Origin of the sequence: Marivita sp. S6314 (assembly GCF_023015985.1) — a bacterium.
GTDB lineage: Bacteria > Pseudomonadota > Alphaproteobacteria > Rhodobacterales > Rhodobacteraceae > Marivita.
The window spans coordinates 185016-203702 of sequence record NZ_JALKAO010000006.1; the positions used below are offsets into that span (position 1 = coordinate 185016).

The 18687-nt window shown below is 60.6% G+C and carries 13 protein-coding genes and 1 pseudogene; 3 read left to right on the top strand and 11 right to left on the bottom strand.

What is annotated here, in order from left to right:
- Positions 1–57 precede the first annotated feature (57 nt).
- Positions 58–1515: a sodium:solute symporter family protein gene (locus MWU54_RS16170; protein WP_247085766.1), complete on the bottom strand. Its 1458-nt coding sequence runs from the start codon at positions 1513–1515 to the stop codon at positions 58–60.
- Between the two features lie 246 nt (positions 1516–1761).
- Positions 1762–2994, bottom strand: coding sequence for an aminopeptidase P family protein (locus tag MWU54_RS16175; RefSeq protein ID WP_247085768.1), 1233 nt, complete (start codon positions 2992–2994; stop codon positions 1762–1764).
- Between the two features lie 128 nt (positions 2995–3122).
- Between MWU54_RS16175 and MWU54_RS16180 the strand changes: the two genes are divergently transcribed.
- Positions 3123–4010: a LysR substrate-binding domain-containing protein gene (locus MWU54_RS16180; protein ID WP_247085770.1), complete on the top strand. Its 888-nt coding sequence runs from the start codon at positions 3123–3125 to the stop codon at positions 4008–4010.
- Between the two features lie 13 nt (positions 4011–4023).
- Here the strand turns inward: MWU54_RS16180 and metH are convergent, their stop codons facing one another.
- The 7 genes from metH to MWU54_RS16215 all read right to left on the bottom strand — a co-directional run bounded on the left by metH (position 4024) and on the right by MWU54_RS16215 (position 13827).
- Complete coding sequence (gene metH, locus MWU54_RS16185; protein WP_247085772.1) at positions 4024–6738, bottom strand: methionine synthase; 2715 nt, start codon at positions 6736–6738, stop codon at positions 4024–4026.
- A complete protein-coding gene (locus MWU54_RS16190; RefSeq protein WP_247085774.1) occupies positions 6735–7778 on the bottom strand; it encodes a homocysteine S-methyltransferase family protein in 1044 nt (347 codons plus the stop codon). Before MWU54_RS16190 ends, metH begins: the two co-directional genes overlap by 4 nt.
- A gap of 92 nt (positions 7779–7870) precedes the next feature.
- On the bottom strand, positions 7871–8188 hold the full coding sequence (locus MWU54_RS16195) for a carboxymuconolactone decarboxylase family protein (RefSeq protein ID WP_247085776.1): 318 nt from the start codon (positions 8186–8188) through the stop codon (positions 7871–7873).
- A gap of 79 nt (positions 8189–8267) precedes the next feature.
- Positions 8268–9281 carry a GTP 3',8-cyclase MoaA gene (gene moaA, locus MWU54_RS16200; RefSeq protein WP_247085778.1) on the bottom strand — a complete coding sequence of 338 codons (1014 nt, stop codon included), beginning with the start codon at positions 9279–9281 and terminating at the stop codon, positions 8268–8270.
- Entirely contained in the window at positions 9271–9798 is a 528-nt protein-coding gene (locus MWU54_RS16205; protein WP_247085780.1) for a DUF2478 domain-containing protein, read from the bottom strand. Before MWU54_RS16205 ends, moaA begins: the two co-directional genes overlap by 11 nt.
- On the bottom strand, positions 9795–11066 hold the full coding sequence (gene glp / locus MWU54_RS16210) for a gephyrin-like molybdotransferase Glp (protein WP_247085782.1): 1272 nt from the start codon (positions 11064–11066) through the stop codon (positions 9795–9797). The genes MWU54_RS16205 and glp overlap by 4 nt, the downstream gene beginning before the upstream one ends.
- An 88-nt stretch (positions 11067–11154) precedes the next feature.
- A complete protein-coding gene (locus MWU54_RS16215) occupies positions 11155–13827 on the bottom strand; it encodes a molybdopterin-dependent oxidoreductase (protein WP_247085784.1) in 2673 nt (890 codons plus the stop codon).
- 115 nt (positions 13828–13942) lie between these two features.
- Here MWU54_RS16215 and MWU54_RS16220 point away from each other — a divergent pair, with 115 nt between their 5' ends.
- Positions 13943–14647, top strand: a complete 705-nt coding sequence (locus tag MWU54_RS16220) for a response regulator (protein ID WP_247085787.1) — start codon at positions 13943–13945, stop codon at positions 14645–14647.
- Here the strand turns inward: MWU54_RS16220 and MWU54_RS16225 are convergent.
- On the bottom strand, positions 14620–17400 hold the full coding sequence (locus tag MWU54_RS16225) for an ATP-binding protein (RefSeq protein ID WP_247085790.1): 2781 nt from the start codon (positions 17398–17400) through the stop codon (positions 14620–14622). The two genes, MWU54_RS16220 and MWU54_RS16225, sit on opposite strands and share 28 nt — an antisense overlap.
- A gap of 37 nt (positions 17401–17437) precedes the next feature.
- On the opposite strand from MWU54_RS16225, the gene torT reads away from it, so the two are divergent.
- A complete protein-coding gene (gene torT, locus MWU54_RS16230) occupies positions 17438–18382 on the top strand; it encodes a TMAO reductase system periplasmic protein TorT (RefSeq protein WP_247085792.1) in 945 nt (314 codons plus the stop codon).
- Between the two features lie 71 nt (positions 18383–18453).
- Here torT and MWU54_RS16235 read toward each other — a convergent pair.
- A pseudogene (locus tag MWU54_RS16235) lies at positions 18454–18687 on the bottom strand (ornithine cyclodeaminase family protein); the annotation flags it as partial.

Sequence of the window (18687 nt, forward strand, 5' to 3'; positions counted from 1 at the left end):
CGCACAAAAAAGGACAGATCCACCGACCTGCCCTCTCAGCTTTTTTCCGCGCCTTGATCAGGCCGATGCGACGCGCTTGTCCAGACCGAATGTCAGGATGCTGACACCGACATACAGGGCTGTCGAAACCGCACATCCGACCAGCGGGCCAACAACCCAGCCAGCGTCCCCCCAGATCAGCAGGTATCCCGAGGTGCAGAACCCGCCAACCATGGCCGCCAACGCGCCATAGCCGTTGCCGCGCCAGACTGCCGAGACAAAGATCGGTCCAACCAGCGCCGCCAGCAAAGTGCCTGTGCCCAGAATGCCAAGCCACGACAGGAAGAAGGGCGGTGCGTAGATCATCATCAGCAACCCGACGAGGCCAAAGACCACAACCGCCGAACGGTTGATGAACAACACGGTTTTTGCGTTTTCATGCCCCGGGAACAGCGCGCGGCGCAGGTCATGCGATGCTGCGGACGCAACCGTGTGCAGCAGCGAGTTTGCGGTCGACTGCATGGCGAACAGGATGCAGAGCGTGATGAAGCCACCAAGGATCGGGTGCAGGAAGGTCTCAAGATAGACCGGCATCGCCTGATCCGCTTCGGCCAGTTCGGGCATCTTGATCCGCATGTAACGGCCAACGATCGGGATCAGCGACAGGATGCAGGCAAACGGCGCAACATAGAGCGCAACAGTCGAAAACTTCACGTCCGCCCGGAATGCAAGGAACCGCACCGCCATGTAAGGCAGAACCGCCGAGAACATAAACGCGTAGGGCAACACAAGGTACACCGCCCCCTTGGCCTGACCATACGGGTCAGAGGTGACCGGATTCACCAGGTTGGGATCAATCGCGTTTAGCTGCGAAATCATCTGCGTCAGGGGGATGTCGCTGAACATCTGCACACACACGATCACGGCCGCGACCAGCATGCCCATCAGCATCAGCGTGTCCGTCCACGCAACCGCCGTCAAACCGCCCAGAACGGTGTACAGGATGATGATCGAAATCATCAAGGTAGCGCCCCAGACCTGTGGCAGATCCAGCCACCCAGCGGCCAGAATACCAACCGCCTTGATCTGGCTGGTCAGGAACACCAGCAACAGCACAATCGTCACAATCGCGGCGACACCCTGCACCAAGCGGGCAAGCCCGCCATTGCCATGCAGGTTCGCGGCATATTCCGGGATCGTGTTGCTGCCCATGTCAGCCGCACGGCGCGACAGGAATTTTGCAAAAAACAAAACGGCAATCACCATCGCCGGGGCGAACATGAAGTTGCCCAGAATTTCGATTGCGCCGAATTCATAGGCGACACCGGGAGACCCCATGAATCCCCATCCGGAATAGCCCGTTGCCACAATTGTCGCGGCCCCGACAAACGGTCCAAGCGACCGACCGGCAACAAGAAAGCCGCTTTCGTCGTCATTGTTGGAATGTACGATTTTGCTTGATTTCCAACCAAGCCAGATCAGCGCGACAAAGGACGCGCCCATGATCAGCCAGTTGATCCATGGAATGCTCTCCATGATGCTCTCCTCCAAAGATAGTGTAGATTGCGCCGCATCCTCCGCGACGCGGATCAGGGGATCAGTCGTCCTTGCGAACGCGGTCCAGCAGCCAGGCCCCAAGGGCAAGGGCGACGGTGGCGATGCTCAGAATGAAAAACCAATCAAGAACCCAGGACTCCACAAACATGTGCGCCTCCTCCTTTGTGATGTTTCAGGATAAAAAAACGCCCCGGTCCGACACGAACCGGGGCGCGAAATACTGGATCAGGCAGCCTTGGCGTTCGCTTTGACGATCAGGTGATCCGGACCATACGGGAAGCCTGTGATGTTGCGGTTGCCCTCTTCCTCGATGACGAGGATGTCGTGCTCGCGGTATCCACCTGCGCCCGGCATGTTTTCCGGGATGGTGATCATTGGCTCCATCGACACAACCATGCCTTTTTCAAGCACGGTGTCGCAATCTTCGCGCAGCTCAAGACCTGCCTCGCGACCGTAGTAGTGGCTCAGCACACCGAAGGAGTGACCGTAGCCAAAGCTGCGGTATTGCAGCAGATCTGCCTCGGCGTAGATCTCGTTGAGTTCTTTCGCGATGTCAGAGCACTTGTTGCCCGGCACAAGCAGTTCCTTGCCGCGATCATGCACCTTGCAGTTCAGTTCCCACATCTTGATATGCGCATCGCTTGCGTGCTCGGCAAACATCGTCCGCTCAAGCGCAACGTAGTAGCCCGCAACCATCGGGAAGCAGTTCAGCGACAGGATATCGCCGTGCTGGATCTTGCGGCTGGTGACAGGGTTATGCGCGCCGTCTGTGTTCACGCCGGACTGGAACCAGGTCCAGGTGTCCAGCAACTCGGCATTGGGCCAGACCTTGGCAATCTCGCGGATCATTGTGGCGGTGGAATGCAGGGCCACTTCGTGCTCTGGCACACCGACAGCAGTCGCTTCAACACAGGCCGCGCCACCGATATCGGCGATGCGGGTCATCTTTTCCGTGTGTGCGATTTCTTCTGCAGATTTGATCATCCGCAGGCGCATGGACGCCGCTGCGATGTCAACGAATTCGATCTGCGGGAATTCGGACTTCAGCAACGCCATCGTGTCGAGGTTGATGTGGTCGAATTCGACACCGATCCGCTTTGCGCCGGTTGGCAGCAGGGTGCGGATGGCATGAAAATAATTGTCTTTCTGCCAATCGGTGTAGGTGACGTTCTTGCCACCGAATGTCCGGCGCCAAGGCTGACCGCCGTCAATGCCCGCGCTGATGGAGGTCGCGATGTCGTGATCGATCAGAAAGCCGTAGCGACGACCGAACTGGCAATAGATGAAATCGGAATAGTAATTCACACAGTGATAACTGGTGAACAGGGCTGCATCAATGCCTTCCTTTGCCATATGGGCGCGGATGCCATCAAGACGGCGCTGCATTTCGGCATCAGAGAAGGTGCCGGGGGCCTTGTCGCCGTTGCCGACGTAGTTTTGTAGACGTTCGCGTTCCATGAAAATCCTCCAGTTTTCGATCTGAACCCAAGCGGTTCGTTCTGGCCGCAAACAGCGCCTATTGCGCGAATTCGTCAAACGATGTTATTTCAGCATATGATTAGATTTTCTCATGCTGCAGGAATATCATGGCGTTACCTCCGCTAAACGCGCTGCGCGCGTTCGAAGCCGTGGCAAGACTGGGCTCATTCAAGGCTGCGGCGGACGCTCTTTTTGTCACGCAGTCAGCGATCAGCCATCAGGTCAAGAACTTCGAATCATGGCTGGACGCGCCGCTGTTTCACCGCGAAGGCAACCGCGCAACGCTGCTGCCCCATGCACAGGAACTGGCCAATTCCCTGTCTTTGTCGCTGGCGGAAATCGACGCCGCCTGTCACCGCGCGCGTTCGGACAACGGTCGCAAGGAACTGGTGGTGGCCACGATCCCGTCGGTTGCCATGTGCTGGCTCATTCCGCGTCTGGCAAGGTTCAAACAGGCTCATCCCGAAATCGAAACGCGCATCGTCTATGCCATTCACGGCTACGAGATCAATTTCTCGGATGTGCATCTCGCCTTCAGCTTTTCCCCAAGCCCCCCGAAAGGCCCGGATTTCGATGCCGCGTATTTCCTCAGCGGTGACAGCCTTCCAGTCTGCAGCCCGGCGCTTCTGGACCCCGATGCGGACCGTCCCAAACGCCCCGCTGACCTCCGCGCGCTGGGGTTGTTGCATGACGGCGATCACACGGGTTGGGAACGCTGGTTCGCCCATTGCGGCGAAGAGGCCCCGACCCCGCTGACCGGCACAACCTACGAAGACTTCAACCTGCTCAGAGCAGCGGCCTTATCGGCACAAGGCGTGGCCCTGTGCCCGATTGCGATGATCAAACCGGATCTGGATTCGGGCGCCCTGATTCAGTTGTCCGATCACCGGATGCCTTATGGGCATGATTATTACCTCATCAAATCCAAACGCACGCCGATGTCGGTTCGCGAACAGGTCAACACCTTCGCAGAATGGGCCTTCTCGGAACGCTAGGACTCGTCACGCTTTACTCCGCTGCAAAGGCCGACACCGCCTGCGGTGTGTAGTTCAGGATCGGCGCAAGCCAGCGTTCGGCCTCGTCCAGATCCATTCCCTTGCGCGCCGCGTAATCCTGAACCTGATCCCGCTCCACCTTGGCAACGCCAAAGTAATACGCTTCGGGGTGGCCGATATAGAGGCCCGACACCGACGATCCCGGCCACATGGCCATACTCTCGGTCAGTTCGACCCCGGTGTTCGCCTCGGCATCCAGAAGGCGGAACAGGGTGACTTTCTCGGTATGATCCGGCTGCGCGGGGTATCCCGGTGCCGGGCGAATGCCGCGATAGGGTTCCCCGATCAGGTCTTCAGGCGCATAGCTTTCTTCCGGCGCATAGGGCCAAATCTCGCGGCGTACCCGTTGATGCAGCATCTCGGCCATGGCTTCGGCAAACCGGTCGGCCAACGCCTTGACCAGAATGGCGGAATAGCTGTCATTGGCGTCTTCAAACTGCTTCGCTAGCGCCTGCTCTTCCGGCCCTGCGGTCACAACAAACCCGCCGACGTAATCGGCAATCCCCTTTGGTGCCACGAAATCAGACAGCGCCACGTTCGGTCGCCCTTTCCGCTTGGCATGTTGCTGGCGCAGAGTGTGCAAGGTGGCCAAAGGCTCTGACCGATCCTCCCCCGTAAACAGCCGAATATCATCGCCATCCGCATTGGCAGGCCAGAAACCCACCACAGCCCGTGGTCCAAACCATTTTTCCGAAATGATCCGGTCAAGCATCTCCTGAGCATCAGCAAACAACGCGCGCGCCGCTTCACCCTGATGGGCATCCTCAAGAATCTTCGGATAGACGCCCTTCAATTCCCAGGTGCGGAAGAACGGGGTCCAGTCGATATATTTGGCGATTTCCGCCAGATCCCAATCGTCGATCACCCACGTTCCGGTGAATGTGGGCGCGGGAACGGTGTAATCGCTCCAGTCAATCTGCACCGCGTTCGCGCGCGCAACATTCAACGGCACCCGTTCTTTCGCCCGTTCTGACCGTTCATGACGCTCTGTCACCGTCACGTAGTCTTCCCGGATTCCCGCGATGTAATCGTCACGCGTGTCGGGGTTCAAAAGCTGGCTGACCACGCCCACCGCACGGCTGGCATCCAGCACATGGATCGCCTGGTTCTTGGTATAGCGCGGTGCGATTTTCACCGCTGTATGAACCTTGGAGGTTGTTGCACCCCCGATCAGCAACGGGATGTCATAGCCTTCCCGCTCCAGTTCAGAAGCCAGATGCACCATTTCGTCAAGGCTCGGCGTGATCAGGCCGGACAACCCGATCACGTCGACATTCTCGGCCTTCGCCACTTCAAGAATCTTCTGCGGCGGCACCATCACGCCAAGGTCGATGATCTCGTAATTGTTGCAGGCCAGCACGACACCCACGATGTTTTTACCGATATCATGCACGTCGCCTTTGACGGTCGCCATCAGCACTTTGCCAGCCGCTTCGCGTCCATCCCCGCCGTTCAGGCGCTTTTCCTCTTCCATGTAGGGCAACAGAACCGCCACCGCCTGCTTCATCACGCGGGCGGATTTGACCACCTGCGGCAGGAACATCTTGCCTGCACCAAACAGGTCACCAACCACGTTCATACCGGCCATCAACGGGCCTTCGATCACATGCAGCGGGCGCTCGGCCTGCAGGCGTGCCTCCTCAGTGTCCGCATCAATGAATTCGGTGATGCCGTTGACCAGCGCATGCTCCAGCCGTTTTTCGATCGACCACTCACGCCACGCCAGATCGCGGACCTTTTCCTCGCGCGCGCCTCCGCGATACCGTTCGGCCAGCTCCAGCATCCGCTCCGTCGCATCGTCGCGGCGGTTCAGGACGACGTCTTCACAGGCGTCGCGCAGCTCGGGATCAATCTGGTCATAGACCGCCAGCTGACCCGCATTGACGATCCCCATATCCATTCCCGCCTGAATAGCATGGTAGAGGAACACCGCATGCATCGCCTCGCGGACGGTTTCGTTGCCCCGGAACGAAAAAGACAGGTTCGACACCCCTCCCGACACATGCGCATGCGGCAGGTTGGCCCTGATCCAGCGGGTCGCTTCGATGAAATCAACACCGTAATTGTTGTGCTCTTCGATCCCTGTGGCGACAGCAAAGATGTTGGGGTCAAAGATGATGTCCTCGGGCGGGAAACCGACCTCATCCACCAGAATACGATAGGCCCGCGCGCAAATTTCGGTCTTGCGCGCTGCGGTGTCGGCCTGCCCCTGTTCGTCGAACGCCATGACCACCACGGCAGCCCCGTAGGCCAGGCACAACCGGGCGTGGCGGCGGAACTCGTCTTCGCCCTCTTTCATGGAGATCGAGTTGACGACCGACTTGCCCTGCACACATTGCAGACCTGCCTCGATCACGTCCCACTTGGAACTGTCGATCATGATGGGGACACGCGCGATATCCGGCTCAGACGCGATGAGGTTGAGAAAATCAATCATCGCCTGTTTCGAATCGATGAGACCCTCATCCATGTTCACATCGATGATCTGCGCACCGTTCTCGACCTGATCGCGCGCCACATCCAGCGCGGCGGTATAGTCGCGATTGGTGATCAGCTTGCGGAACTTGGCAGACCCGGTGACATTCGTCCGCTCCCCGACATTCACAAACGGAATGTCCGGGGTCAGGACGAACGGCTCAAGGCCGGAAAGGCGAAGATAACGGCTCATGCGGCTTGCTCCTGTCGGATCTGGCGCGGCGCGAAGGGGGCAACCGCCTCGGCAATGGCGCGGATATGGTCCGGCGTGGTGCCACAGCACCCGCCGACCACGTTCAACAGGCCTTCCTTGGCAAATTCGGCCAGTTGTCGGGCGGTGTCGTCCGGGCCTTCGTCATACTGACCAAAGGCATTGGGCAGCCCGGCATTCGGGTAGGCGCAGGTCAGCGTATCGGCAACGGCGGCAATTTCGGCCATATGCGGACGCATGGCGCTGGCCCCAAGCGCACAGTTCAACCCCACGGAGAACGGCCGCGCATGGGCCACCGAATGCCAGAACGCGGTGGGGGTCTGCCCCGACAATGTGCGCCCGGACGCATCGGTGATGGTCCCGGAGATCATGATCGGCAAATGCGTGCCTGTGGCAGCAAACGCTTCGAAACTGGCAAAAATCGCCGCCTTGGCGTTCAGCGTATCAAAGATCGTCTCGATCAGGATCAGGTCCGCGCCACCGGCGATCAACCCGCGAATCTGTTCTCCATAGGCGCTGCGCAAGTCATCAAACGTCACCGCCCGGAAACCGGGATCGCTCACATCCGGCGACAACGATGCGGTGCGGTTTGTCGGCCCGACCGCGCCTGCCACAAAGCGGGGTTTGCCGTCGGCCTGGGTCGCCCGGTCCAACGCCCGTCGCGCGGTGCGCGCCGCCTGTTCGTTAAGATCGAACACCGCCGCTTCCAAGCCGTAATCTGCCTGCGCAATCGAGGTCGACGAAAACGTGTTTGTCTCGACAATATCCGCACCAGCCAAGGCAAAGTCGTAATGGATCTGCTCAATCGCCTGCGGTTGCGTCAGCGTCAGCAGGTCATTGTTCCCCTTCTGCGGATGGTCTGTTGGATGCACGCAAGCCGTACCCGACCCGCGACCTGCATAATCCTCTTCGGTCAGGTTCAGGCTCTGGATCATCGTGCCCATGGCACCGTCCATGATCACGATGCACTCCTGGGCAGATGCGGCAAGCGCGCGGGCAGTGCTTTTCTCGGATACAGACATGACGGCTCCTTCGATATGTGCCGCCGCCTATGTATCCATTGCAGCCCTATTAGAGAAATTCATAATATTCAGGTTAAATATGAAATTCTCGCTTATTCAGCGTCCGTGATATCTGAAATCCACGTACCTGCCGCCACCGCGCGCGGAAAGCCAAGCGGACCAATGGCAAGCAATGCCACTTGTTGAAGATCGTTGGTTGGAATGCCCTCGGCCACACCGCGCCGCGCATGCGAATGCACCGCTCCTTCCGACGCGGCACCGATAGACAGCGCCAGCTTGACCAGACGGCGTTCCCGCTCTGTCAGACCGCCGGCCTTTGCCGTGGCTTCGCCAAGATCCGAATAGGCGGACCAGACCGAAGGATATGTTTCCGCCAGATCACCGGCTGCACCGGGAAGGGTCTTGCTCATGTGTTCGTTCCTTTTGTGATGTTTCATCAGAAGACACGGTCCCGCTTCGCCATGCAATGCGGGCACAGTTCGGGTCAGACTATCCGCCCAGCGTCGACATGTGTCGCGTAACGGCGGGCGTTGCCATATTGGCTGCATCGAACCGGTGGCGTTCGGGCTTGGCGCGTAAAGCTGTCTGGATGGCAGCAAGGGTTGCCGCATCCGAATGACGCAAAGGCGCGCGCAGATCGACCGATCCTTCATCACCCATGCAGGTATACAGCCGCCCGGTACAGCTCACGCGGACCCGGTTGCACAGCGCACAGAAATTGCACGACATCGGCTGGATGAACCCGATCAACCCGCCGGTTTCGGCAACCTGCATAAACCGCGCAGGCCCGCCTGTGCTGCGATGATGCGGGCGCAGCGTCCAGCGCTTCGACAAATCAGACTGCACATCCCGCAAAGACAACGCGGTTTCGCTGCGGTCCTGCCCGGTTTCACCCAGCGGCATTTCCTCGATCAGGGTCAGGTCCATGCCACGCGCATGGGCAAACGCGATCAAGTCATCAACTTCATCCTGGAACGCGCCACGGCTGGCCACGGCGTTCAGCTTGACCTTCAGCCCCGCGTCCAACGCTGCGTCGATGCCGCTCAGAACAGCCTTGATATCGCCAAGCCGTGTCACCGCGCGATAGCGGACCGGGTCCAGCGTATCCAGCGATACGTTCACCCGCCGCACACCACACCCTGCCAGCGCTTCGGCATGCCGGGCAAGCTGGGTGCCGTTGGTGGTTAGCGTGAGTTCATCCAGCATCCCTGTGCGCAAGTGCCGGGACAGGTCACGGAACAGATCCATCACGTCCCGCCGGACCAGAGGCTCGCCCCCGGTCAACCGCAGTTTGCGCACACCCTGGCGGACAAACACGCCGCTTAACCGTGCCAGTTCCTCAAGGCTCAGCACATCGCGCTTGGGCAGGAACACCATCTTTTCCGCCATGCAGTACGTACAGCGCAGGTCGCAGCGATCCGTCACCGACAGGCGCAAATAGCTGACGCAGCGCCCGAAACTGTCGACCAATGGCGATTTCAGTGTCGATGCGTCAAGCGGCATGGGTCTGCTCCTGTTGTGCCAGTATCCAGTCCAAAACCACCGATTGGTCCATCGGCAGATCACAGGCGATCCCGTCGCCAAACGCAGCCCAGGCCTCGGCATAGATCGGGCGCACGGCGGTCAGGACCGGAACGCCCAGCGCGATTGCGGTGCCAATCAGATCCCGAAATCCGCGCCCTTCGCTTTCGCCCCGGCCAAAGCGGTTGAGGATCAATAGATCCGCGCCGCCTTCAAGCTCTTGCGCGATAAAGGCCGAACACTCCGCCAAAGCACCGGGATGCAGGCGACAGCCATGCGATCCATTGCCCAAAGGCTGGGAAATGCGAAACGTCCGGTTTGACGACAGCGTGGTCAGATCCATGTCCGCGCAGTGGCACGCGCCAGTGGTCACGCCACGGCTTTGCAATGCGCCGCGAACCCGCAACCCGCGCTCTGCTGCGCTTTTTGCGACGTCCGCAAGAAACCCGTCGATGTCGGCGCTTTCGAACGGGATGGCGGCAAGGGGGGAATACATCATTGCTCTGCTCCGGTCTGGCAAAAGGGGTGCCATTTCACGGGTGTTCCGTTCGTGACATGGATGCAATCGGCGGGCACAATGGCCAGCCCGTCCGCTTCGCTGAGCGGCAGCAAGGTGGCCGACACGCTGCGCCCCAGACGCTCCAGCACGGGGCGTCCATAGGTATCCCGGCCCGTCACGCGCACCGGAAACACCTCGGCCCGTCCGGGTTTGCGGTCCCAGTCGAACCCGGAAATTCCGGTCTCGGACGCAAAGGCGCGCGGGGTCGCGCCGGTCAGGCGGGCAAGTTGCGGCAACAGGAACAGGTGGAAGCCGACATGGGCGGCAAAAGGGTTGCCCGGCAACCCGGTAAAGGCTGTCTTGCCCAGCGCCCCGAACATCACCGGCTTGCCCGGTTTTAGCGCAACACGCCAGCCGTCAACCGTGCCACCCGCCGCGACCAGCGCGGCCTGGACATGATCCTTGCCGCCCATCGACACCGCGCCGGTTGTGACAATCAGATCGACCTGATCGCGCATCCCGCGCAGGGCATGTGTGGTGGCGTCAGCCTCGTCCGGCAGAATACCCATGTCGACAACCTGCGCCCCGGCCTGTCGCAACAGCGCGCGCAACAAGGGGCGGTTGGCATCCGGGATCTGGCCCGGCTTCAACGCGCCTTTGCACACCTCGTCCCCGGTGGAAAACACGGCGACGCGTGGACGGCGCACGACTGACACCGTGTCGATCCCGTTCGCCGCCAACAGGCCGATATGATGCGGCGCCAGTCGGGTGCACGCCGGTACAATCTGCTGGCCTTGCGCCTGATCACTGCCGTGACAGCGAATATTGGTGCCCTTGGCGGGAACCGTGTTCAGATGAACCTTGGTGGTTTTGTCGACACAGGCCTCGATCATCACAACGGTGTCTGCACCGTCGGGCACAGGTGCCCCGGTATAAATCCGTAGCGCGGTTCCGGCAGGCAGCGCGCGCGGGGCATCCCCGGCGGCAACAGTCCCGGAAACTGGCAAACAACAGCGGCCTTCAAGGTCAGACCGGCAAAAGGCAAACCCGTCCATCGCCGCATTGTCAAAAAGCGGCATCGCCATCGGGGCGCACACCGGTTTGGCCGTGATCCGGCCCACCGCTTCGGCAATTGCGATGTCTTCGACATCCGCAATCGGCGTGACCCGGCGCAGCGCGCAATCAACTGCTTCGGGAATGCTCAAAAGGGACCCAAGCGCCAGGACGCTGTCACAATCACAGCCACCAATCGTGCGATCCATATGCATGAGACATGCCCTTTCTTGCTTGATTAAGCTTTGTGGAATGCGCGCAGGCGGTCGGAAAAGTCCCGGTCGCCTGCGCAGAGTTTGGTGCTTACATCGCTGCGTCAGCGGCGTTCTTCATCAGGTAGTCCATGACCAGCGCCGCTTCGTCTTCATCAAGACCTGCACGGGGGAACATGGACGGGGTGATGCCCTTCCACTGCTGCTGGCTGAAGTGCGAGGGTTCCCGCGGGCCGTGACAGACGGTGCAACGCTCGTAGAAGATCTTCTCACCCGGTCCCATATCCGCCATCAGCTTGTCAGTGATGTCGTAGATACGGTCCAGACCAAGGGCGTCTTCGTCGATCTCCGCGATCTCCATATCCTCGATGATCGGAGGTTTTTCATACGCCATGTTCGGACCTTCTGGATCTTCACACTTGCGCACGGAACACAGGGTGGTGTTCGCAGTGGTTGCCTGAGACAGCCCCGAGGACCGCTGGGTCGAGGTCAGGAAGTTCACCAGACCCGAGTTGCACCGACCCTTGCTGTCCAGCGACGGCCATGCCCCTTCATAGATCGACACAACACCCGGCATGATGTCATCGCTGACAACCGCCCCGGCAATCACAGTGCCACGGTCGTTATAAAGTTCGACCAGATCCCCATCCGCGATCCCGCGATCTGAGGCATCCTGAGTGTTGATCCGCACGGGTTCACGTCCCTGCACCTTGTAAAGGTCGCGAAGACTTTCCGACTGGTCCATCTGGCTGTGCAGGCGGAACCACGGGTGCGGGCTGACCACGTGCAACTGACCCTCTTTGGCGTTGCCAAGATACTCGTGCTTTTCAAGCCAGATGGGCATGGCAGGCATGTCGTCGATCTCGTACTTTTCAAAGTCCTTACAGTACATCTCGATCTTGCCCGAGGTTGTGTGCAGCGGGCTGCCTTCAGGGTCTTCGTAGAACGCACCATGACGGGTCCATTTGCGGGCCTCTTCCGGCACGCCCATGAAGGCATAGCCTTTTTCCCAGAACTCCTCGAACGGGGTATGTTCCGCCGCGCTGGATTTCTCATAGGCCTGACGGATGTGGTACATCTTGTCTTCACCGTCAGTGAACTGCGCCCAAAGCCCCAGTTTGTCGGCCAGACCTTCGAAGATCTCGTAATCCGGCAGGCTCTCGCCCACAGGCTCGATCACCTTCTTCATCGCGTAGACCTTGTCGTTCGAATAGGTCCCGCCCGAGGTGATGTCGTCCTGTTCCAGTGTCGAGGCAGCTGGCAAAACGATATCGGCCCAGCGAACGGCAGCGGTCCACCACACATCGACCGAGATAATGGTCTCGACCTTCTCAAGCGCCCGAATCAACCGGTTGGTGTCCTGCTGGTGCGACATGAAGTTGTTGCCAGCGTTAAAGACAACCTTGATGTCCGGATAGGTGTGGGTATTGCCGTTGTAGAACACCTCTTTGCCGGGGTTTTCCAGCGCATCGGTGATCCGGCTCGCAGGGACAACGCCCTTGACCCAGTTGCGGCCCTGGCTGAGGCCAGACGGGGTGGATTTGCCCGAGGCCGGCATACCGCCGTTGCCATAGTGCCAAGAGAAGCCGACACCACAGCCCGGCTTACCGATTTTCCCGGTCAGCGCAGCGAAGTTGACAATCGCCCAGTGGGTCAGTTCCCCGTGCTGTGCCCGTTGCAGGGACCAGGCACCGGCGATGTTGGTGTTGGAGGTTGCAAACAGTTCGGCCAGTTCGCGGATCTTCGCGGCGTCCATACCGGTGATGCCAGCCGCCCATTCAGGTGTCTTGGCTTCGCCGTCGGTTTCGCCTTTCACATAGGCGATCCACTTGTCACCGCCGACGGTGTAGCGGTCCATATAGGCCCGGTCTTCAAGACCCTTCTCCAGCACGTGATGCGCCATACCAAGGAACAGCGCCACATCGGTGTTGGGCACGATCTGAACCCATTCGGCGTCAAGATATTCATCAGACGCGGTGCGCTGCGGGTTGATAGAGACGAACTTGACACCCGCATCACGGATTTCTTTCCAGTGGGCATACATCCCATGGTCCGCCACGCGGTATTCGATGCGGTTGTTCTTGATCGGGTCACAGCCCACCAGCACAAAGACCTCGCCTTCGTCGCGGATGGTCTCCCACGCGGATTGCGCGGAATAGACTTCCATGTCGCCAATGATATGCGGCAACGAGATTTGCGAGGCACCGGCAGACCAGTCACCTTGCGTGTTGGTGCAGCCCCCCATCAGGTTCAGCAAGCGGCCCTGCAACACGTTTGGACGGAAGTTACCGGCGTTCGACCAGCCGCCGTAAGACGAACTGAAGATCGATTCATTGCTATGGTTTGTCGCCGCGTCGAGCAGCGCCTTGGCCGCAAGGCTCCAGGCGGTGTCCCAATCAACGCGAACATATTCTTCCTTACCGCGCAGCTCGGGCTTGATGTCACCGCTTTGCCAACCTTCAAGATAGGATTTGCGCACCATCGGATAGTTGATGCGCGATTTGTCGTAGGTCCGGTCCTTGATCCCGTAGGCCAGCATCTCGGTCGGCTGGGCGTCGATCTCGGTCATGGACGAAATGTTGATGAGCTTGCCATCACGCACCACGGCCTCGAACGGGCCAAAGTGCGTTGCGTGGAAAATCCGGTTCGCGTGCGAGTTTGGGTCGATCGACGCGAGCGCGGTCGTTCCCATCAGGTTGGCAACCCCGAACGCAGCCGCGCCACCTTGTAGAAATGCGCGGCGGGTAGGTTGAGAAAATGACATGCGGGCCTCCTATGGCTTACGATCTGGCGTCACAGTATTCCTTTGGGCATCGGCCAACCTTGACCCGCAGCAATTCAGGTTGTTCGAAAATGTAAAAAAATGTAAAACCGACATCATGGCCCAGCACATCCTTATTGTCGAAGACGACCGCATCACGCGCATGCGATTGGGCGCCTACCTGCGCGAACAGGGGCACCGCGTCAGCGAAGCCGAAAACGCCGACGACATGGAAGAAATCATCGAACTGGACCCGCCAGAGCTTTTGCTGGTGGACATCAATCTTGACGGCAAGGACGGCTTAACCATCACCCGCGAACAACGCGCCGTGTCGCGGGTCGGGATCATCCTGCTGACCGCACGGGACGACCAGATCGACAAGATTGTCGGTCTGGAAATGGGCGCTGATGATTATGTCACCAAACCGTTCGACAAGCGTGAACTCGCGGCACGGGTCAAGAACCTGCTGGCGCGCATTGCCGACATCGGACAGGCCCCGCAAGGCCCGCCACCGGTGACCGATTTCGGCCCCTGGTGCTTTGACCGCATCCGACGCAGGCTGGTGTCAACCGCACGCACCGAAACCCTGACCAAACAGGAATTCGAAGTGATGGCCGCGTTGGCGGATCACCCGGGGCAAACCCTGAGCCGCGCACGTCTGGCCGAAATCATGGGCCGCCCCGCCATGCGCTCGAACGACCGCATGATCGACGTCGTTGTCGGACGTCTTCGCAAGAAGCTGGAAAAAGACCCCGCAAATCCCGACTGGATCCTGACCGAACACGGCCAGGGATATCACTTCGTCGATCCGGAAACGGTCTGAAGCCCCAGTTTTGCAGCGGCGTCCCGTAACGCCTGTTCCGCCTCCCGCGCCGTCTCTCTGACAGCCTGAACATCCGCTGTTGCAGGCCCCTCTGCCTGCTCCAACTGTGCCAGCGCGGCACAAAACGCATGTAACCGAAAGTTGGACGCCGCCCCTTTCAGCTTATGCGCGGCCTTGCGTCGGTCCTCGGCACGGGCATCGTCGATCGTGGCAATCGCTCCCGGCAAGTCATCAAGGAATTCCCGCACAATCTGGGCCGTTGTCTCCGATCCAAGGTCGTTCAGGTCGCCTTGCAAACTCTCCACCACATCCGCGTCGTCCCGGGCAGGCGCGTCACCACCCTCTTCCCCGCGCAGCACTTCGGCCAAGGCCCTTGGCGAAATCGGTTTCGACAAAATACGCGCAACCCCCAGTTCAGCGCGGTTCTCAGGGGTGTCCGCAATCAGATGCGCCGTCAGCGCCACAAGCATCGGCGGGTCAGCCATCGCCGCAATCCGCGCCGCAACATCCCTGCCGGTCATATCAGGCAGATCAAGGTCAATCAGAACCAGATCAAACGCCTGTTCCGACACGGCCTTCAACCCTGCGGTTCCGGTCTCTGCGTCCGTCACACGACAGCCAAGCCGCTCCAGATACCCGCGCGCAACGATCAGGTTGACCGCATGATCATCAATCACCAGCACATCGCGGTCCAGTTCCGCCCCGTGCACCAATGTATCCGCATCCCCGACCAGCTCTGGATCGCCCGGCATCAGCGGCACGGTCAGGGTAAACCTGCTGCCCACACCAACCTCGCTTTCCACGGTCAATGCCCCGCCAAGCGCACGGGTCAACGTCCGCGAAATCGCCAGACCAAGACCCAGCCCCTCGATCCCCGCCCGTTTGGCACTATCGGCACGCTGGTACGCGTCAAACGCATGCCCAATCGCCTCTTGCGTCATCCCGATCCCGGTATCGATCACCGAAAAGCTCAACACCGGCTGATCCGTCTGCGTGTCGACCGCGTAATCCACAGCCAGAGTGATCGACCCGCGCCTGGTATATTTCACTGCGTTCGAAATCAGGTTCCCGACCACCTGACGGATCTTCACCACATCCCCGTAAAGCGTCAAAGGCGCTGCCTCTGACAGATCAACACTGGTCTCCAGCCCCTTCGGTGCCGCCAGAGATTGCAACTGGTGCCCCATCTGTCCAACCAGTTCACGCAGATGGAAATGCAGTGACGTGCCCCGCGCCGTGGTGTCCTCCCCACTGGCAAAGCTGAGGATATCGTTGGTCAGATCAAGCAACTCCCGCGCCGAACACAGCGCCGTATGCGCCCGCTCTTTCCGTTCTGGGCTCTCGGTCTCGGCCTCAAGCAGATCCAGCATTCCAATCATGCCGTTCAACGGCGTCCGGATTTCATGGCTCATCCGCGCCAGAAACTCTGTCTTGCTGCGATTGGCCTGTTCCGCCTCGGCGCGCGCCGCATCCGCCGCCTGCATCTCGCCCACAACTTCGCCGGTGCGCGCGATCACCGCCTCTTCCAGACTGTCGCGCAGCCGCTCTGCATCCCGCGCCCTGCGGCGCAGGATGTTCAACGCCTTCTCCATCCGCCCGATCTCATCATGCCCACTGATCGGCAGCGGCGCACCGTAATCGCCCCCCGCCACCGCCACGATCCGGCGCGACACGGTCCCCAACCGATCCACCAACTGACGCCGCGCGTACCAGACCAGCACCGCGCCCAGCACCACGGCAGCCCCCACCAGACCCAGCAACACCAGAAGGATCCACGCAGATTGCCGGTCCACCAACGCGATCCGGTCAAGACTGGTGGCCTGCATCGCAGACCGCATCTGTCGCGCGCGCTCTGACAGGTCAGCCACCGTGGCCTGCAACAACTGCCGATCCGCACCAATCGCCGCCTGAAGCGCGATCCGTCGGCCTTGAAGGTCCAGCAACGCACCGTCGCCCAACGCCGCCTGCAATCGCGAAAACTGCGCCGCCGCCTCTTCCGCCGCCAGCGGGGACGGCATGTAAACCACCCGCCGCAGCGCCAGATCAAGCTGTGCCCCCGCCTGGACCTGCATCGCCTCGACATCCGCCTGACGCGTCAAAGATGGCACCTGCTGGAACTGCAACCGCAGCGCATCCACCATCCGCGCCAATTCCGTCAGACGTTCAAACGCAAAGAAATACCGATCCGCCAACGCATCCAGCGCCGGACGCGGCGCGACATCCGGCGCAACATAGAGATCCGCCACACCCGCCGTGATCCGCAACCGCGCCAAATCCGTTTCGGCCTCGACCAGCGCATCAAGCTGCGTTCCAATCCCGGCAATCTTGTCGGCCCGGGACGCAATCCGCGCCTCAAGCTCCAGATCCTCGCGCGATGCCAGCGTCATACGCGCCACGATCTCCTGCGCCCCGGACCTGCGCCGCGCGCCAACTTCAGACATGCGCAGCGTCACAAACGCATCGGCCCGCGCTTCAATCTCGGCAACCGCCGCACTCAACGCACCCGCCGCCCGGTCAAGCGCTTCCCGCGTATCGGCCTGAACAAAAGCCTGCGCCAGCGATCCAACCACCTCGGCGGATGCACCGATTTCACTGGCCAGTTCAATCGCGGGCAGGTTGGTCTGCACCAGCTCCGCATGCGCCCGCACCAGATAGCGATTGACCCCGATGGCCACGACACCCACGATAACGGCCAATGCCGCCATCGCGCTCAGGATCTGGATCAGCCGCTTGTCAAAACTCGTGCGTCGCATAACCGGACAGTACGGGGCCGCCTGCCTCCGCACAATCATGTCCACGGTGATCCTGTGCGCCCTGCTCGGCACAGCCGCAACTGCGGCATCAAAGCCCCTGATCTGCGTGCTGGTCCCCCATTTCAAAGACGAATACTGGCTCAGCGTGGGCTACGGGCTTGAACAGGAAGCCGCGCGTCAAAACGTGGATCTGCTGTTCTATCAGGCCGGCGGCTACCGCGCGCGATCTGCCCAGATTGCCCAGCTGGACGCCTGCGTCACCCAAAAGATGGATGCGATCCTCCTTGGGTCGGTCACATCCGATCATCCCGATATGACAGCCGCCATTGCCCGCGTGTCGAAAACAACCCCGATCTTCGCCCTTGTGAACGACCTGCGCGCAAAGCATCTGAGCGGACGGATCGGCGTCGATTGGACCGACATGGGCCAGCTCATCGGCGACCACCTGCGCCAGTTGCACCCGGCGGGAACGCCCCCCGTGACGGCCGTGTTCCTGACCGGTCCGGCAGAGGCGGGCTGGACCGCGCCGCTGGAAACCGGCCTCCGCGCGGGCCTGTCCCAAAGCGCGGTGACGATTGCCGCGGTTCTCGAAGCAGATACCGGGCTCAGAGCGCAACTGGCCCTCGTGGAACGCGCCCTGCAGGACCACCCGACCGCAGACTACCTGATTGGCAACGCCCCCGCGATCGAGGCCGCCTTTGGCCTCTTTGCCGCGCGCACCGACACGAATGCGCCGAAATTGATCTCAACCTATGTCAACCACTCCGTCCGGCGCGGTCTGCAAAACGGTCAGGTTCTGGCCGCCCCGTTTGATGACCCGGTGGCGCAGGGAATCGAGGCGATCCGACAGGTGATGATGGCTCAGACGCCGAAAAGTAGCCCGGCGATGATCGGCCCAAAGGTCGTCTTGCTGACACATGGCGACCCGGCCATCCGCACGATCCAGACCTCCCCTGCGGGCTATTTTCCGGCCATTCAGTAACGGCGTGCAGAACAAAAAAGGCGGCGTCTGATCGACACCGCCTCAAGGTCAGAACGCCTGTTACTCCCCGCTCAGAAGTCGACTTCGATTGCGACGCCGCGTTTGATGGCGAGGTCGACGACCTTTGCGGCGACGGCGAGGTCCTGCAGCCCGACGCCGGTGCCGTCGAAGAGCGTGATGTCCTCTGGCGATGTGCGCCCGGCGTGGGTTCCGTTGATCACCGCGCCGATCTCGATCACGTCGCTTTCGGCAATCAGCCCTGCGCCCACCGCGTGCTGCGCCTCGCCGATGGACACCGATTGCGC

What these genes read in the sequence shown, in the direction of transcription:
- MWU54_RS16170 (WP_247085766.1), bottom strand. Translation starts at nt 1,515, where the DNA reads ATGGAGAGCATTCCATGGATCAACTGGCTGATCATGGGCGCGTCCTTT.
- MWU54_RS16175 (WP_247085768.1), bottom strand. Translation starts at nt 2,994, where the DNA reads ATGGAACGCGAACGTCTACAAAACTACGTCGGCAACGGCGACAAGGCC.
- MWU54_RS16180 (WP_247085770.1), top strand. Translation starts at nt 3,123, where the DNA reads ATGGCGTTACCTCCGCTAAACGCGCTGCGCGCGTTCGAAGCCGTGGCA.
- metH (WP_247085772.1), bottom strand. Translation starts at nt 6,738, where the DNA reads ATGAGCCGTTATCTTCGCCTTTCCGGCCTTGAGCCGTTCGTCCTGACC.
- MWU54_RS16190 (WP_247085774.1), bottom strand. Translation starts at nt 7,778, where the DNA reads ATGTCTGTATCCGAGAAAAGCACTGCCCGCGCGCTTGCCGCATCTGCC.
- MWU54_RS16195 (WP_247085776.1), bottom strand. Translation starts at nt 8,188, where the DNA reads ATGAGCAAGACCCTTCCCGGTGCAGCCGGTGATCTGGCGGAAACATAT.
- moaA (WP_247085778.1), bottom strand. Translation starts at nt 9,281, where the DNA reads ATGCCGCTTGACGCATCGACACTGAAATCGCCATTGGTCGACAGTTTC.
- MWU54_RS16205 (WP_247085780.1), bottom strand. Translation starts at nt 9,798, where the DNA reads ATGATGTATTCCCCCCTTGCCGCCATCCCGTTCGAAAGCGCCGACATC.
- glp (WP_247085782.1), bottom strand. Translation starts at nt 11,066, where the DNA reads ATGCATATGGATCGCACGATTGGTGGCTGTGATTGTGACAGCGTCCTG.
- MWU54_RS16215 (WP_247085784.1), bottom strand. Translation starts at nt 13,827, where the DNA reads ATGTCATTTTCTCAACCTACCCGCCGCGCATTTCTACAAGGTGGCGCG.
- MWU54_RS16220 (WP_247085787.1), top strand. Translation starts at nt 13,943, where the DNA reads ATGGCCCAGCACATCCTTATTGTCGAAGACGACCGCATCACGCGCATG.
- MWU54_RS16225 (WP_247085790.1), bottom strand. Translation starts at nt 17,400, where the DNA reads ATGCGACGCACGAGTTTTGACAAGCGGCTGATCCAGATCCTGAGCGCG.
- torT (WP_247085792.1), top strand. Translation starts at nt 17,438, where the DNA reads ATGTCCACGGTGATCCTGTGCGCCCTGCTCGGCACAGCCGCAACTGCG.